This window comes from Pandoraea fibrosis (assembly GCF_000807775.2).
GTDB lineage: Bacteria > Pseudomonadota > Gammaproteobacteria > Burkholderiales > Burkholderiaceae > Pandoraea > Pandoraea fibrosis.
Window position 1 is genome coordinate 2,577,318 of the sequence record NZ_CP047385.1, and the last position, 15,305, is coordinate 2,592,622.

Annotated in this window: 12 protein-coding genes; 10 read left to right on the forward strand and 2 right to left on the reverse strand. The window is 62.5% G+C overall.

Annotation, left to right across the window (positions count from 1 at the left end; genetic code table 11):
• Window positions 1-30 precede the first annotated feature (30 nt).
• The gene (locus PI93_RS11490; protein WP_039368952.1) at window positions 31-1,362 is read right to left on the reverse strand and encodes a C4-dicarboxylate transporter DctA; all 1,332 of its coding nucleotides are present in this window, start codon (window positions 1,360-1,362) and stop codon (window positions 31-33) included.
• A gap of 440 nt (window positions 1,363-1,802) precedes the next feature.
• Here PI93_RS11490 and PI93_RS11495 point away from each other — a divergent pair, with 440 nt between their 5' ends.
• The 8 genes from PI93_RS11495 (at window position 1,803) to PI93_RS11530 (ending at window position 11,613) form a co-directional block, all read left to right on the forward strand.
• Window positions 1,803-2,570 carry an SDR family NAD(P)-dependent oxidoreductase gene (locus PI93_RS11495; RefSeq protein WP_039368950.1) on the forward strand — a complete coding sequence of 256 codons (768 nt, stop codon included), beginning with the start codon at window positions 1,803-1,805 and terminating at the stop codon, window positions 2,568-2,570.
• Complete coding sequence (treF, locus tag PI93_RS11500; RefSeq protein ID WP_080759124.1) at window positions 2,567-4,210, forward strand: alpha,alpha-trehalase TreF; 1,644 nt, start codon at window positions 2,567-2,569, stop codon at window positions 4,208-4,210. The genes PI93_RS11495 and treF overlap by 4 nt, the downstream gene beginning before the upstream one ends.
• A gap of 59 nt (window positions 4,211-4,269) precedes the next feature.
• On the forward strand, window positions 4,270-5,031 hold the full coding sequence (locus PI93_RS11505; protein WP_039368947.1) for a FadR/GntR family transcriptional regulator: 762 nt from the start codon (window positions 4,270-4,272) through the stop codon (window positions 5,029-5,031).
• A gap of 194 nt (window positions 5,032-5,225) precedes the next feature.
• Window positions 5,226-6,371, forward strand: coding sequence for a glutamine-hydrolyzing carbamoyl-phosphate synthase small subunit (gene carA / locus PI93_RS11510; protein ID WP_039368944.1), 1,146 nt, complete (start codon window positions 5,226-5,228; stop codon window positions 6,369-6,371).
• Window positions 6,372-6,410: 39 nt separating this feature from the next.
• On the forward strand, window positions 6,411-7,079 hold the full coding sequence (gene leuE, locus PI93_RS11515) for a leucine efflux protein LeuE (protein WP_039368942.1): 669 nt from the start codon (window positions 6,411-6,413) through the stop codon (window positions 7,077-7,079).
• Window positions 7,080-7,097: 18 nt separating this feature from the next.
• The gene (carB, locus tag PI93_RS11520) at window positions 7,098-10,340 is read left to right on the forward strand and encodes a carbamoyl-phosphate synthase large subunit (RefSeq protein WP_039368939.1); all 3,243 of its coding nucleotides are present in this window, start codon (window positions 7,098-7,100) and stop codon (window positions 10,338-10,340) included.
• 297 nt (window positions 10,341-10,637) lie between these two features.
• On the forward strand, window positions 10,638-11,114 hold the full coding sequence (gene greA, locus PI93_RS11525; protein WP_039368936.1) for a transcription elongation factor GreA: 477 nt from the start codon (window positions 10,638-10,640) through the stop codon (window positions 11,112-11,114).
• A complete protein-coding gene (locus PI93_RS11530) occupies window positions 11,098-11,613 on the forward strand; it encodes a DUF4149 domain-containing protein (RefSeq protein WP_052240580.1) in 516 nt (171 codons plus the stop codon). The genes greA and PI93_RS11530 overlap by 17 nt, the downstream gene beginning before the upstream one ends.
• A 135-nt stretch (window positions 11,614-11,748) precedes the next feature.
• On the opposite strand, the gene yhbY is transcribed toward PI93_RS11530, so the two are convergent.
• Window positions 11,749-12,249 (reverse strand): ribosome assembly RNA-binding protein YhbY, encoded by a 501-nt coding sequence (yhbY, locus tag PI93_RS11535; protein ID WP_039368934.1) that lies wholly within the window; start codon window positions 12,247-12,249, stop codon window positions 11,749-11,751.
• A 139-nt stretch (window positions 12,250-12,388) separates the two neighbouring features.
• On the opposite strand from yhbY, the gene PI93_RS11540 reads away from it, so the two are divergent.
• Window positions 12,389-13,039, forward strand: coding sequence for an RlmE family RNA methyltransferase (locus PI93_RS11540; RefSeq protein ID WP_039368932.1), 651 nt, complete (start codon window positions 12,389-12,391; stop codon window positions 13,037-13,039).
• A gap of 119 nt (window positions 13,040-13,158) precedes the next feature.
• Window positions 13,159-15,033 carry an ATP-dependent zinc metalloprotease FtsH gene (ftsH, locus tag PI93_RS11545; RefSeq protein WP_039368931.1) on the forward strand — a complete coding sequence of 625 codons (1,875 nt, stop codon included), beginning with the start codon at window positions 13,159-13,161 and terminating at the stop codon, window positions 15,031-15,033.
• The last annotated feature ends 272 nt before the right edge of the window (window positions 15,034-15,305 follow it).

The window sequence follows — 15,305 nt, forward strand, 5'->3', positions numbered from 1 at the left end:
CGGTGTCTCTCGTGGCTTATGCCGTGAGGTTTATGGCGTCAGGGCCGCACTGGTCGGGGCTGCGCCCTCGGCAGTCGCGTCTGCGGATGTCGCTATCGGCTCGTAGGGCAGGGCGCCATCCAGGACTTTGTGCGCTCTCGCAAAGTCGACGTCTTTTTCCCAGGCCGCCACAACGAGCGTCGCCACGCAGTTGCCCAGCAGGTTGGTCATGGCGCGCGCAATGCCCACGAACCAGTCGACCGGCAGGATCAGCACCAGACCGATGACGGGGATCGCCGGAATGGCCGCCAATGTCGCCGCCAGTATGACGATGGCCGATCCTGGAATGCCGTGCGCCCCCTTGGACGTGAGCAATGACACGAGGATGACGAGAATCAGGTCGTGCATCGACAACGGTGTATTGGTCGCCTGCGCAATGAAGATGACGGCAAGCGTCAGATAGATGGAGAAGCCGTCGAGGTTGAAGGAGTAGCCAGTCGGCACGACGAGCCCCACGGTGGACTTCTTAATGCCCATCCACTCGAGCTTGCGCATGATCGCAGGCAACACGGCATCCGACGACGCTGTGCCCAACACGATGGACAACTCTTCACGGAAGTATTTGATGAACTTGAAGATGTTGAAGCCCGCCAGCCGCAACACGCCCCCCAATACGACGGTCACGAAGACGAAGCAGCTCAGGTAGAACACGAGCACCAGCAGCCCCAACTGCTTGAGCGACGACGCGCCGTATTTGCCGGTCGTGAACGCGACGGCACCCAATACGCCGAGCGGTGCGAGCCGGATGATGAACGCCATCACGCGGAAGAAGACATGGCTCAGATCTTCAATGAAGCGCGCGACCGGACGGCCCCGCTCGCCAAGGGCCGCCAACGCACAGCCGAACATGACGGAGAACACCAGGATTTGCAGGATGTCACCCTTGGCAAAGGCGTCGGTAATGGTGTCGGGAATGATCTTCAGCAAGAACCCCGCGGTGTCTTTCAACCCCTTGGCATTCTCGGTGTACGCCGCCATCGCACTCGGATCGAGACTGCGAATGTCGATGTTCATCCCCTCGCCCGGACGCGTTACCCAGGCCAACACGGCACCGATCACCAACGCGAAGGTGGTGATGATCTCGAAGTACAAGACCGCCTTGATACCCACGCGGCCGACTTTGCGCAAATCACCCGCGCTCGCCATGCCACTCACGACGACACAGAAGACGATCGGTCCGATGACCATCTTGATCAGCTTCAGAAAGCCATCGCCCAACGGACGTAACGACTCTCCCAACTGCGGAAACCAAATGCCAAGCGCCACACCCACTATCAACGCAATGACGACTCGGCCAAACAACGAACGGAACAGCTTGGGCATGGTGTGTCTCCTCTGCCTGCGCAAATCACTCTCTCGGATTTCGCGATCTCTACGTCGGACGGACGGCTCTCGGGGGCTGATTTCTGTACCGCAACAACGACTTGGCGCGTTTGGCGCCGGTCAACACCGTCAGTGTAATAAGACAAGTCATACCGGTCTGACCAGTGGTGTTATGGCGAATATTAGAAAGCCAATATAGTCCGGTCAAGACGCGGCTTCTGAGGGGATTCCCTATGGTGGGGCGATGCGCCACGGCTTGTTTCGGTCCACGCGACGATCCCCTCGGCTTTGTCGGTTTTGCTGGCTGAATCCCCCGGAATTTCGGGTGAACTTCACTTTGCGCCGTCAGGTCGCACTTGTATCTGGCGCGCGGCCCCTTCGCCTTGTGCTACCTCGGGCAACGTGCACAGATCCCCCAACAACGACAGAAGGGAGGCGCCATGCGGATGAAGGACATGGTGGTGCTTGTTACCGGTAGTGCCCAGGGCATCGGACGCGCCATCGCGATCCGTCTCGCACAAGAAGGCGCGCGTATTGTGGTGGAAGACAGGCTGGACAACGCGATGGCTGAACAGACGCTCGATGCGGTTCGCACCGCCGGCAGCGACGGCTGTGTGATCGCCGGTGATGTTGGCTGCGCCGCAGACGACCGCGCGGTCATCGCGCAAGCGGTCAAGGCAATGGGGCGCATCGATGTGCTGGTGAACAACGCAGGCGTGGAGCGTCGTGCCGCATTCCTCGATGTGACGGAAGCGGACTACGATCTGGTGATGAACGTGAATCTGAAAGGCGCTTTCTTTCTCACGCAGGCTTTCGTGCAGCACCTGCGCGATACGAAGCGCGGCGGACGCATCGTCAATGTCAGTTCGGTTCACGAGGAATTGCCGTTTCCCCACTTCACGAGCTATTGCGCAAGCAAAGGCGGCATGAAGATGATGATGCGCAACCTTGCCATTGAACTTGCCCCGCTTGGGATCACGGTCAACAACGTTGCCCCCGGGGCCGTCGGCACACCGATCAATCAGCAACTCCTCGCGAACAAGGCGCAATTGGGAGCGCTGATCGCGAACATTCCGCTCGGCCGCCTCGCCGATCCGAGCGAAGTCGCCAACGCCGTGCTGTTTCTCGCCTCGCCCGAAGCCAGCTATGTCACCGGCACCACGCTGTTCGTCGACGGTGGCTTGCTCTGGAACTACTCGGAGCAATGACGATGACGGACACCGCCCAACGTACGCTCGCACTCGGCGGCATGACACCCGATGTCTCGCATTGCGCGCCCTCGGATGGACTTACGCCCGCCGACCGCTATCAGGAATTGTTCGTCGCCGTGCAGACGCAGCGCATCTTTCCCGACAGCAAGACGTTCGTGGACTGCGTGCCCGCACTCGCACCGGAAGAGATTCTGCGCCGGTATCGCGAGGACGCCGCCAGGCCCGGCTTCGATCTTTCGCGCTTCGTGGCCACCCATTTCACGCATGAACGCCCGCCCGCCAGTCACTATGTGTCCGACCCGGGGCAGGGACTCGTCGAGCATATCGACGGACTTTGGGAGGTGCTCACCAGATACCCCGAAGCGCATCCGGCCTATAGCTCGCTATTGCCAATTCCCCGGCCGTATGTCGTGCCGGGTGGTCGCTTCCATGAGCTCTATTACTGGGACTCGTATTTCACGATGCTGGGCCTCGCGCGCAGCGGCCGGCACGATCTGCTGGCGAGCATGGCGGACAATTTTTCGTTTCTCATCGATACCTACGGCCATATTCCGAACGGCAACCGCACCTATTATCTGAGTCGCTCGCAACCCCCGATGTACGGACTGATGGTGGCGCTGTTCGAGTCGCACGGTGTGGCGCGCGCCTTGCGTTATTTACCCCATCTGCGTCGCGAGTACGACTACTGGATGGACGGCGAGGCCTCGCTTGTGCCCGGCGACGCCTATCGGCATCTCGTGCGAATGCCAGACGGTTCGTTTCTCAATCGCTATTGGGACGAGCGCGACACGCCCCGGGAAGAGGGCTATCTGGAAGACGTGAGTACGGCGCGTAACGCACCGGATCGCGCGGCGGGTGAGGTGTATCGCGATCTTCGTGCCGGTGCCGCGTCGGGCTGGGACTTCAGCTCGCGCTGGCTGGACAACGCCAACGATCTCTCGTCGATCCGCACGACGGCCATCGTGCCGGTCGATCTGAATAGTTTTCTTTATGCCTCGGAAGTGCAAATTTCCCGGCTGAGCGACAGCGGCGGCGATACGCAGACGGCTCAGGCGTTTGCCATGCGAGCACAGGCGCGGCGCGAGGCGATGACGCGCTATCTCTGGGGGGAAAGCGAGGGCGCCTTTCTCGATTACGACTGGCAGCGGGGCGAGCAACGTCCGCAGTTGTCGGCGGCGCTGGCCGCGCCGCTCTTCGTCGGGCTGGCGTCGCCCGTGCAGGCGAGCCGCTCGGCACAGACGATGGCCGAGCGGCTCCTCGCGGCCGGCGGACTGCGCACGACGCAGGCGTCGAGCCTCCAGCAATGGGACCCGCCCAATGGCTGGGCACCGCTGCAATGGATCGCGCTTCACGGGCTTCGCAAGTACGGCGAGAACCGGCTTGCCAACGAGATCGCCCATCGGTGGCTCGCAACGGTCAGTGCGCTCTACGGCCGCGAAAGCAAACTCGTGGAAAAGTACTCGCTCCATACGAGCGACGCGATGTGCGCCAGTGGCGGTGGAGGCGGGGAGTATCCGCTTCAGGATGGCTTTGGCTGGACCAACGGCGTTGTGCGACGCCTCCTGGGCGATCATCCGGATCACCACGCCCATCAGGTGACGGCACAGGGCCGCCCACCCCGGCGCACGCGCGGGTAGTTTGATATTTGGCGTCGTACAATGCGCGATACGTCCCCCCGCATTCCCTGTGAGGCCTCATGAAGCATTCGGCGCATGCCGTAACCGACGCCGCCGTCGCCATCATTCGCGAGCGTATTGAACGTCAGGTCTATCCGGCCGGCGCCATGCTGCCCTCGCAACGCCAACTCGCCGAAGAGCTGGCGATCAGCCGGGCCTCGCTGCGCGAAGCGCTCTCTACGCTCGAAGCGCTCGGCATGGTTGCCATCAGGCCGGGCAAGGGTGTGTATGTGAACGATGCCTCGGCGCGTCTGGGCGTGGCGTGGCGCTTTGCGGACCAAATCTCGCTCGCCGATACCTACCAACTGCGCTACGCCCTGGAGGGCTTCTCCGCCCGGCTCGCCGCCCACGCCGCGAGCACCAGCGAAATCGAGTGGCTCACGGATAACGTCGAGATGATGAAGGGGGCGCTGATCGACGGCGATGTCGATACCGCCGCCCAACTCGACTTCGCGTTCCACCTGCGGATCGTCGGGCTCGCGGGGAATGCGGCCATCGCGGATATTCTGCGCGGCAGCACCGAAATCGTCATGGAAAGCCAGCGCTTGCCGTTCTACCAACGCGAATTGGTGCTTTCTACCTATCATGAACATCAGGAGATCCTCGAGGCGCTGCGACGCCGTGACGGCGCTGCCGCAGGGGCCGCAATGGAGCGCCATATCGTGCTGGCGGCCCAGCGGGCGGGCATTCACTTCCCTATCCCCTCTGCGTATTCGTCTGCCGGCGGCCTTGCCCCCCGGGAGAACGCAGAGCGTACTGATGTGTCACACGTTCAGCTTTGAGATGATTGGGATTTGCGCTATACTTTGAAGGTTTTAGTCATTTAACCCTCACCCTAGCGCCTACCCGCCTGACATCTCGTCCGCAGTCCGAGCATCCGCTGTGCGCATATTCCGCGCAATTCCGGTGCCCGCGCTGATGTCATCGCGGCGGACGATGGGGCTGGCAGCCGGGGTGAACCCTTCAGGAGTTTCCCGTGCTGCCGTCATTCCCACCCGCCATTCTCGCGCTCGCTGACGGCACGGTCTTTCGTGGGTACGCCATCGGCGCTGCCGGTCACACCATCGGTGAAGTCGTGTTCAATACCGCCATCACCGGCTATCAGGAAATCCTCACCGACCCCAGCTATGCGCGTCAGATCGTCACGTTGACGTATCCGCACATTGGCAACACGGGCGTCAACGGTGAAGACGTCGAAGCCACGAAAGTCCATGCCGCAGGCCTGATCATCAAGGATCTGCCGATCCTGGACTCGAATTTCCGAGCCAACAAGACGCTGTCGCAATACCTGAAGGACGAAGGCGTCGTTGCCATCGCCGGCATCGACACGCGCCGACTCACCCGTATCCTGCGCGAGAAGGGGGCTCAAAACGGTTGCATTCTCGCCGGTGAAGAAGCCGACGAAGGCAAAGCCATCGCCCTGGCCCAATCCTTCCCGGGACTCGCCGGTATGGACCTCGCCAAGGTCGTTTCGACCACGGAGAAGTACTCGTGGACGGAAACGGAATGGCGTCTGGGTGAAGGCTACGGCGAGCAGAAGGACCCGAAATTCCATGTGGTGGCCCTCGACTATGGCGTCAAGCGCAACATCCTGCGCATGCTCGCCGAGCGTGGCTGCAAGGTCACGGTGCTGCCCGCCCAAAGCTCGGCCGACGACGTGTTCGCCCTGAATCCGGACGGCGTGTTCCTCTCGAACGGCCCCGGCGACCCCGAGCCGTGCGATTACGCGATTGCCGCCACGAAGACCTTCCTCGAGCGCCGTATCCCGACGTTCGGCATCTGCCTCGGCCACCAGATCATGGGCCTGGCCGTCGGTGCCAAGACGCTCAAGATGAAGACCGGCCACCACGGTGCCAACCACCCGGTCAAGGATCTCGCGACCGGCCGTGTGGTCATCACGTCGCAGAACCATGGCTTTGCCGTGGATGCGAACAGCCTGCCGGCCAATGCGCGTGTCTCGCACGTGTCGCTGTTCGACGGCACGCTGCAAGGCTTCGAGCTGACGGATCGCCCGGCGTTCTGCTTCCAGGGTCACCCGGAAGCGTCGCCCGGCCCGCACGACATCGGCTATCTGTTCGACCGCTTCGTGCAGTCGATGGCCGACGCCAAGCAGCCCGCGTAAGCACAGGCTCGACGAGACAAGGATAAGGACGCACGCATCATGCTCGGAAACTCGATCGGCATCGTCAACCTCTGGACCTATCTGGCCGGGGTGGTGGTGGTCATTCTGCTGCCGGGACCGAACTCGCTCTATGTGCTGTCGGTGGCAGCCCAGCGCGGTGTTCGCCACGGTTACGCAGGGGCGTGCGGCGTGTTCCTCGGCGACACCATCCTCATGACGCTGGCCGCCGCCGGGGTCGCATCGCTGCTGCACGCGCAACCGGCGCTGTTCTTCGTGGTGAAGTACCTCGGTGCGGCCTACCTGTGCTGGATGGGACTGAACATGCTGCGCGGTGCGATCGCCAATGCGCGGGCCGCACGGGCCAACGACGGCGCAGCGGTTGCGGCACCCAGGCAGGTCGACGCGGATCACCCGTTCAAGCGCGCACTGTTCATCAGCTTGCTGAACCCGAAGGCCATCCTGTTCTGCGTGTCGTTTTTCATCCAGTTCGTCGATCCGGGCTACGCCTACCCCGCCGTGTCGTTTGCGGTGCTGGGCGTGATCGTGCAGACCTGTAGTTTCCTGTATCTGAGCACGCTGATCCTGGCCGGTTACCGCCTGGCCGAGCACTTCCGGCAACGTCGCCGGTTGAGCGCCGGGGCAACCGGCGGCGTGGGCGCGCTGTTCGTCGGCTTCGGTGTGAAGCTCGCGACCGCGACGCTGAGTTAAATTTTTGTTGAGAACGTTATGCCAAAGCGCACAGACATCAAGAGCATCCTCATCATCGGCGCCGGCCCGATCATCATCGGTCAGGCATGCGAGTTCGACTATTCCGGCGCACAAGCCTGCAAGGCGCTGCGCGAGGAAGGCTACAAGGTCATCCTGATCAACAGCAACCCTGCCACGATCATGACCGACCCGGATACGGCCGATGTGACCTACATCGAACCGATTACCTGGGAAGTCGTCGAGCGCATCATTGCCAAGGAACGCCCGGATGCCATCCTGCCGACGATGGGTGGCCAGACCGCGCTCAATTGCGCGCTCGACCTGCATCGCCACGGCGTGCTCGACAAGTACAAGGTGGAACTGATCGGCGCCTCGCCGGAAGCCATCGACAAGGCCGAAGACCGTCTGAAGTTCAAGGACGCCATGACCAAGATCGGTCTGGGGTCGGCCAAGTCGGGCATCGCCCACTCGATGGAAGACGCCCTCGCGGTGCAGGCCCAGATCACTGCCGAAATTGGCGGCAGCGGCTACCCGATGGTGATCCGTCCGTCGTTCACGCTCGGCGGTTCGGGCGGCGGCATTGCGTACAACCGCGAGGAATTCGAAGAGATCTGCAAGCGCGGTCTCGACCTCTCGCCCACGCGCGAACTGCTCATCGAAGAGTCGCTGCTGGGCTGGAAGGAGTACGAGATGGAAGTCGTGCGCGACCGCGCCGATAACTGCATCATCGTCTGCTCGATCGAAAACCTCGACCCGATGGGCGTGCACACCGGTGACTCGATCACCGTCGCACCGGCCCAGACGCTGACCGACAAGGAATACCAACTGCTGCGTAACGCATCGCTGGCAGTGCTGCGCGAGATCGGCGTGGAGACGGGCGGCTCGAACGTCCAGTTCTCGATCAACCCGAAGGACGGCCGTATGGTCGTCATCGAAATGAACCCGCGGGTGTCGCGCTCGTCGGCCCTCGCGTCGAAGGCGACCGGTTTCCCGATCGCGAAGATCGCCGCCAAGCTGGCGATCGGCTACACGCTCGACGAACTGCGCAACGAAATCACCGGCGGCGCTACGCCGGCCTCGTTCGAGCCGACCATCGATTACGTCGTGACCAAGGTGCCGCGTTTCGCCTTCGAGAAGTTCCGCGAAGCCGATGCCCGCCTGACCACGCAGATGAAGTCGGTCGGCGAAGTGATGGCCATGGGTCGCACGTTCCAGGAATCGTTCCAGAAGGCCATGCGCGGTCTGGAAGTCGGCGTGGACGGTCTGGATGAAAAGTCGACCGACCGCGACGAGATCGTGGCCGAAATCGGCGAACCGGGCCCGGATCGCATCTGGTACGTGGGCGATGCCTTCCGCCTGGGCATGAGCCTCGAAGAGGTGTACGCCGAGACGGCCATCGACCCGTGGTTCCTCGCTCAACTCGAAGCCATCGTCAAGAAAGAGCAGGCACTGGCCGGCCGCACGCTGGAAAGCCTGACGACTGAAGAACTGCGTTTCCTCAAGCAAAGCGGGTTCTCGGATCGTCGTCTGGCCAAGCTGCTCGGCACCGACCAGAGCGCCGTGCGCCGTGCCCGTATCGCGCAGAAGGTGCGCCCGGTCTACAAGCGCGTGGACACCTGCGCCGCGGAATTCTCGACCAACACCGCCTACATGTACTCGACCTACGAGGAAGAGTGCGAAGCCCAGCCTACCGACAAGAAGAAGGTCATGGTGCTCGGCGGCGGCCCGAACCGTATCGGTCAGGGGATCGAGTTCGACTACTGCTGCGTGCACGCGGCCCTCGCGCTGCGTGAAGACGGGTACGAGACCATCATGGTCAACTGCAACCCGGAAACGGTGTCGACCGACTACGACACGTCGGATCGTCTGTACTTCGAGCCGGTGACGCTGGAAGACGTGCTGGAAATCGTCGACCTCGAAAAGCCGGTCGGTGTGATCGTGCAGTACGGCGGTCAGACCCCGCTCAAGCTCGCTCTCGATCTCGAAGCGAACGGCGTGCCCATCGTTGGCACGAGCCCCGACATGATCGACGCCGCCGAAGACCGCGAGCGTTTCCAGAAGCTGTTGCATGACCTCGGCCTGCGTCAGCCGCCGAACCGCACGGCCCGTGCCGAAGACGAAGCACTGAAGCTCGCCGCCGAAATCGGGTATCCGCTGGTCGTGCGCCCGTCCTACGTGCTGGGTGGCCGCGCCATGGAAATCGTCCACGAGCCGCGCGACCTCGAACGCTACATGCGCGAAGCCGTCAAGGTGAGCCACGACAGCCCGGTGCTGCTCGACCGCTTCCTCGACGATGCCATCGAGTGCGACGTCGACTGCATCTCGGACGGCACGGACGTCTACATCGGCGGCGTGATGGAGCACATCGAACAGGCCGGCGTCCACTCGGGCGACTCGGCCTGCTCGCTGCCGCCGTACTCGCTGTCGGCCGAGACGATTGCCGAACTCAAGCGCCAGACGGCCGCGATGGCCCGTGCGCTGAACGTGGTCGGCCTGATGAACGTGCAGTTTGCGATCCAGCAGGGCAATGGCGTCGACACGATCTACGTGCTCGAAGTCAACCCGCGCGCCTCGCGCACGGTCCCGTATGTCTCGAAGGCGACCGGCCGCCAGTTGGCCAAGATCGCCGCGCGCGCCATGGTCGGGCAGTCGCTCAAGTCGCAAGGCGTGACGAGCGAAGTCACGCCGCCGTACTTCAGCGTCAAGGAAGCGGTGTTCCCGTTCGTGAAGTTCCCGGGCGTCGACCCGGTGCTCGGACCGGAAATGCGCTCGACCGGTGAAGTGATGGGGGTGGGCCGCACGTTCGGCGAGGCGCTCTTCAAATCGCAACTGGCCGCTGGCTCGCGCTTGCCGGCCTCGGGCACGGTGCTGCTCACGGTGAAGGACGCCGACAAGCCGCGCGCGGTCGAAGTCGCCCGCATGCTGCACGCGCTGGGCTACCCGATCGTCGCAACGCGTGGTACGGCAGCGGCGATCGAAGCGGCGGGCATCCCGGTGCGGGTGGTCAACAAGGTGAAGGACGGGCGTCCGCACATTGTCGATATGATCAAGAACGGCGAGATCGCACTGGTGTTCACCACGGTGGACGAGACTCGCACGGCGATTGCCGATTCGCGCTCGATCCGTATGTCGGCACAGGCTCACAAGGTCACGTATTACACGACGATCTCGGGTGCGCGCGCCGCCGTGGAGGGCCTGAAGTACCTGCAGAACCTCGAGGTGTATGACCTCCAGGGCCTGCATGCTTTGCTGCCGGCCTGAATGTCTGCCGCCTGAGGCGCACAGAAGGAAGTCAGCGGGGTAAATGCCCGGTGGCGGTGAGCCGCCCCGGGCAACGTCGCAAAAAATGGCGCGCTCGCCGGGGAACCGATCTCCGCCGGGGGCGCCAAATGCTTCGTATGTGGCGGAATGTCGCGCGCTCAGCCCTCCGGTTGGCAGCATCGGCAACTCTGCTACACTAACGCCACATAGGTGTCACAGCCGCGGTCAAGCGGCGTTCGCAAAAAGTGCGAATGCGGCTTTGCTGCGGCAATTTTTTTGTCTTTCGGAACAACGCGCATGAGTACCATTCCTCTGACCAAACGAGGCGCCGAGCTGCTCAAGGAAGAGCTGCACCGCCTGAAGTCCGTCGAACGTCCGAACGTGATCACTGCAATTGCTGAAGCCCGTGCGCAGGGCGATCTGTCGGAAAACGCGGAATACGACGCCGCGAAAGAGAAGCAGGGCTTCATCGAGGGGCGTATCGCCGATCTCGAGTCGAAGCTCTCGGCGGCCCAGATCATCGACCCGTCGGCACTCGATGCCGAAGGCCGCGTGGTGTTTGCCGCGACCGTCGAGCTCGAAGACCTCGAGAACGGCGGCACGGTGCAGTATCAGATCGTCGGCGACGATGAGGCCGATCTGGAGCACGGCAAGATTTCGGTGAGTTCGCCGATCGCCCGTGCGCTCATTGGCAAGTACGCAGGCGATGTGGCCGAAGTGCAGGCCCCGAGCGGCGTGCGTGAGTACGAGATCATCGATGTCCGCTACGTCTGATGTGACGTCTGCCGGCGGCGCGCCGCGGCTGGAACGGCTGTTCCGCCTGGTCGCGACCGTCTGGTGCGGTAGTCAGTGGGCTATCGGCTACATCGTTGCGCCTACGCTTTTCGCCGTGCTGGAGTCCCGCACGGTCGCCGGCACGGTCGCTGGCCGGTTGTTTCACACGCAGGCCTGGCTGAGTCTGGTCTGCGGCGTGCTGCTGGTCTGGCTGGCAACGGCACTCATCGCACGGACGAGCGACGCTCGCGCCGCAAGAGGTTATCGCGGCCTGCGCTGGCTGGCGGTGGCGATGATGGTCTGCGTGCTGATCAGCTGGTTCGGCTTGCAGCCGTTCATGGCGGATCTGCGGGCGCAGGCCGAAGCGTCGGGCGTGGAGATCGGCCGATCGCCGTTTGCTGCACGTTTCGGCATGCTTCACGGCATTTCAAGCGGCATCTATTTGCTGCAAAGCTTGCTTGGCATCGTGCTGGTCTGGCGTCAGCCGGTGCGCGGCTAATTGCCGCAGCGCGCGCGACGGCACTCGCCTCGTGGCTTGTCACCCGATTGCATACGCATAAAAAAACGCGCCCGACGATGTCTGGGCGCGTCTTTTTGAGGGCTGGCGGAACGGGCTCGATCCGCCACCGTCCGCTTAGTCGTTGCGCTGGCGCTTGACGCTGGTCTGGCGCTTCTTGGCGCGCTTGACGATACCACCGGCGGTCATGCGTTCGTTGCCAGCAACGGTCACTTTCTTGACGGTGGGACGACGTCCCGCGTTGGTGCTGTTCTTGACGACCGTGACAGTGCGCGGGGCGCGGCCCTTGACCGTTGCGCCCGTACCGCCGGTTCTGCCGCGAACCGGCATCTCCTTTTCGTCCGGCGTGGGGCGGTACAGGACGAGCAGCTTGCCGATGTGTTGCACCGGTGCGGCGCCGAGCTGGTCGCAGATGGATTCGTAAATGGCCACGCGCGCGTCGCGTTCGTCGCCGAAGACGCGCACCTTGATCAGTTCGTGGGCCTTCAGAGCGCCGTCGATTTCCTTGAGCACCGCCGGCGTCAAGCCGTCGGCGCCGATCAGAACGACAGGATTCAGCGCATGGGCGGCGGAGCGCAAGTCGGCGCGTTGCGCCGGGGTCAGGGTCAAAGCGGGCATAGAGGACAGACGAGACAAACGAGTTAGGATGCGCCCGCAAGCGGTGGCCGCAACGCCTGCAGTAACTGCTGGCTGGCAAACGGATTTTGGGCGCGCAAGGGCGTATTATCCTGCAAATTCGCAGCGTTTTTGAAGAATTATGGCAAAAAACCGTTTCAGCCACGCGTGGCTGCACGATCACATCAACGATCCCTACGTCAAAATGGCGCAGCGCGAGGGCTATCGGGCCCGCGCGGCGTACAAACTCAAGGAGATCGACGAGCAGGACCGGCTGATCAAGCCGGGGCAGGTCATTGTCGACCTGGGCTCGACGCCCGGGAGCTGGAGTCAGTACGCGCGTAACAAGCTCGCGGGCGGCAAACGCTCCGAGGGCGGTATCGATGGCACGATCATTGCGCTGGATATCCTGCCGATGGACCCGATTGCCGACGTCCACTTCCTGCAGGGCGACTTCCGGGAGGATAGCGTGCTCGAGCAACTGGAAGAAATCGTGGCCGGCCGTAAAGTCGACCTTGTAGTTTCCGATATGGCCCCCAACTTGTCGGGTGTGGCGTCGGCCGATGCGGCGCGGATCGAGCATTTATGCGATCTTGCGCTGGATTTTGCTCAGCGACACCTGAAACCTGAAGGGGCGTTACTGGTCAAATGTTTTCACGGCAGCGGCTATAGCCAGATTGTCGAAAAATTCAAACACCAGTTCAAAACAGTGGCGCCACGTAAGCCCAAGGCGTCACGGGACAAATCTTCCGAAACGTTCATTCTCGGTCGCGGTCTGAAAAATCCGGGTTGATGCCCGTCAAACCGGCGCACTGGCGCTATGGTGGCGGTAAAGAATCACTATGGCGGTGCGCCTGCGAGTGGATTAGAATGAATTCCTGGCGCGAAGCGATTTCATGAAGGAGCAACGCTTTGAACAATAATATGTTTTCCAAAGCGGCGGTGTGGTTAGTCATCGCGCTGGTCTTGTTTACTGTGTTTAAACAGTTCGACAAGCCGCATGTCCAGGAGGGCGTGACGTACTCCCAGTTCATGGACGATGCCAAGAACGGCAAGATCAAGAATGTGGTGGTGCAGGGGCGTAATCTTCAGGTGACGCCAAGCGACGGCCAGAAATACTCCATCGTGTCGCCTGGCGACATCTGGATGGTGGGCGATCTCATGAAGTACGGCGTTCAGGTCTCGGGTAAGGCCGACGAAGAACCCAACGTGCTCATGACCGCGCTCTACTACCTCGGACCTACGTTGCTGATCATCGGCTTCTGGTTCTACATGATGCGGCAGATGCAGGGCGGGGGTAAGGGCGGTGCCTTCTCCTTCGGTAAATCCCGTGCGCGTCTCATCGATGAAAATGCCAATCCCGTCACGTTTGCCGACGTGGCAGGCTGCGACGAAGCCAAGTACGAAGTCGGCGAACTGGTCGACTTCCTGAAAGATCCTCAGAAATTCCAGAAGCTGGGCGGGCGCATTCCGCGTGGCGTGCTGCTCGTCGGCCCGCCGGGAACCGGTAAGACGCTGCTGGCCCGTGCTATCGCTGGCGAAGCCAAGGTGCCGTTCTTCAGCATTTCGGGTTCGGACTTCGTGGAAATGTTCGTCGGCGTGGGCGCTGCCCGTGTTCGCGACATGTTCGAAAACGCGAAGAAGCAGTCGCCCTGTATCGTGTTCATCGACGAAATCGACGCGGTCGGCCGTCATCGTGGCGCCGGTATGGGCGGCGGTAACGACGAGCGCGAGCAGACGCTGAACCAGATGCTCGTCGAGATGGACGGCTTCGAAGCCAACTCGGGCGTGATCGTGATCGCCGCGACCAACCGTTCGGACGTGCTCGACAAGGCGCTGCTGCGTCCGGGCCGTTTCGACCGTCAGGTCTACGTCGGTCTGCCGGACATCCGTGGTCGCGAGCAAATCCTGAAGGTGCACCTGCGCAAGGTGCCGATCTCGAACGACGTCGATGCTTCGGTCATCGCACGCGGTACGCCGGGCATGTCGGGTGCCGATCTGGCAAATCTGGTGAACGAAGCTGCACTGTTCGCGGCGCGCCGTAACAAGCGCATCGTCGAAATGCTCGACTTCGAAGACGCCAAGGACAAGATCTTCATGGGTCCGGAGCGCAAGTCGGCCGTGATGCGCGACGAGGAACGCCGTGCGACGGCATACCACGAGTCGGGCCATGCGGTGGTGGCGATGCTGCTGCCGGAAGCCGATCCGGTCCACAAGGTAACGATCATTCCGCGCGGTTGGGCATTGGGCCTGACGATGCAGTTGCCGGAGCACGACAAGTACTCGGAGTATCGCGACACGATGCTCACGCAGATCGCCATTCTGTTCGGCGGCCGCGCGGCAGAGGAAGTGTTCATCAACAAGATGTCGACGGGCGCTTCCAACGACTTCGAGCGGGCTACCAAGCTGGCTCGCGACATGGTTACCCGCTACGGCATGTCGGACGCACTGGGCCCGATGGTCTACGTCGACACGGAGCAGGACTCGATGTTCGGCCGGATGTCCGCCAAATCGGTGTCGGAAGCCACCCAGCAGAAGGTTGACGCTGAAGTTCGCCGCATTCTGGACGAGCAATACGCGCTGGCGAGAAAGCTGCTGGAAGACAACCGCGACAAGGTCGAGTCGATGACGTCTGCCCTGATGGAATGGGAAACGATCGACGGCGACCAGATTGGCGACATCATGGAGGGTCGTCCGCCGCGTCCGCCGAAGAACGGTTCGCAGAACGGTGGTGCGTCGGGGGGTAATCCGCCGCTCAAGCCTAGCAGCACCCCGGCGACCGTCTAAGCGCACACCAAGGCGGGCGAAAGCACTGCCATCCCGAAAAGGCCGGCCTCTCGCCGGCCTTTTTGCATTCTGGGCAGGTGGTTCCGGCGCACAAGGAAGGGGGAGGAGGCCCGTGCCGTATCCGGAACTCCCCCGTCACTGCGTCAGGACGTGCCGGAATTCGGTGTTACGGAGTGTTTCCGGCGTCGATCCGACGGGCGATTCCGGTAACATTACGGCCATACGCAGCGCTCGGTACCTCCGGGCGCGCAGGCCCTTCCCGGCGAACGGGC

Excerpts from the sequence above, each read along its gene's own strand:
- PI93_RS11530 (WP_052240580.1), top strand. The coding sequence starts at position 11,098 with ATGTCCGCTACGTCTGATGTGACGTCTGCCGGCGGCGCGCCGCGGCTG.
- treF (WP_080759124.1), top strand. The coding sequence starts at position 2,567 with ATGACGATGACGGACACCGCCCAACGTACGCTCGCACTCGGCGGCATG.
- leuE (WP_039368942.1), top strand. The coding sequence starts at position 6,411 with ATGCTCGGAAACTCGATCGGCATCGTCAACCTCTGGACCTATCTGGCC.
- yhbY (WP_039368934.1), bottom strand. The coding sequence starts at position 12,249 with ATGCCCGCTTTGACCCTGACCCCGGCGCAACGCGCCGACTTGCGCTCC.
- PI93_RS11540 (WP_039368932.1), top strand. The coding sequence starts at position 12,389 with ATGGCAAAAAACCGTTTCAGCCACGCGTGGCTGCACGATCACATCAAC.
- carB (WP_039368939.1), top strand. The coding sequence starts at position 7,098 with ATGCCAAAGCGCACAGACATCAAGAGCATCCTCATCATCGGCGCCGGC.
- PI93_RS11495 (WP_039368950.1), top strand. The coding sequence starts at position 1,803 with ATGCGGATGAAGGACATGGTGGTGCTTGTTACCGGTAGTGCCCAGGGC.
- PI93_RS11490 (WP_039368952.1), bottom strand. The coding sequence starts at position 1,362 with ATGCCCAAGCTGTTCCGTTCGTTGTTTGGCCGAGTCGTCATTGCGTTG.
- PI93_RS11505 (WP_039368947.1), top strand. The coding sequence starts at position 4,270 with ATGAAGCATTCGGCGCATGCCGTAACCGACGCCGCCGTCGCCATCATT.
- greA (WP_039368936.1), top strand. The coding sequence starts at position 10,638 with ATGAGTACCATTCCTCTGACCAAACGAGGCGCCGAGCTGCTCAAGGAA.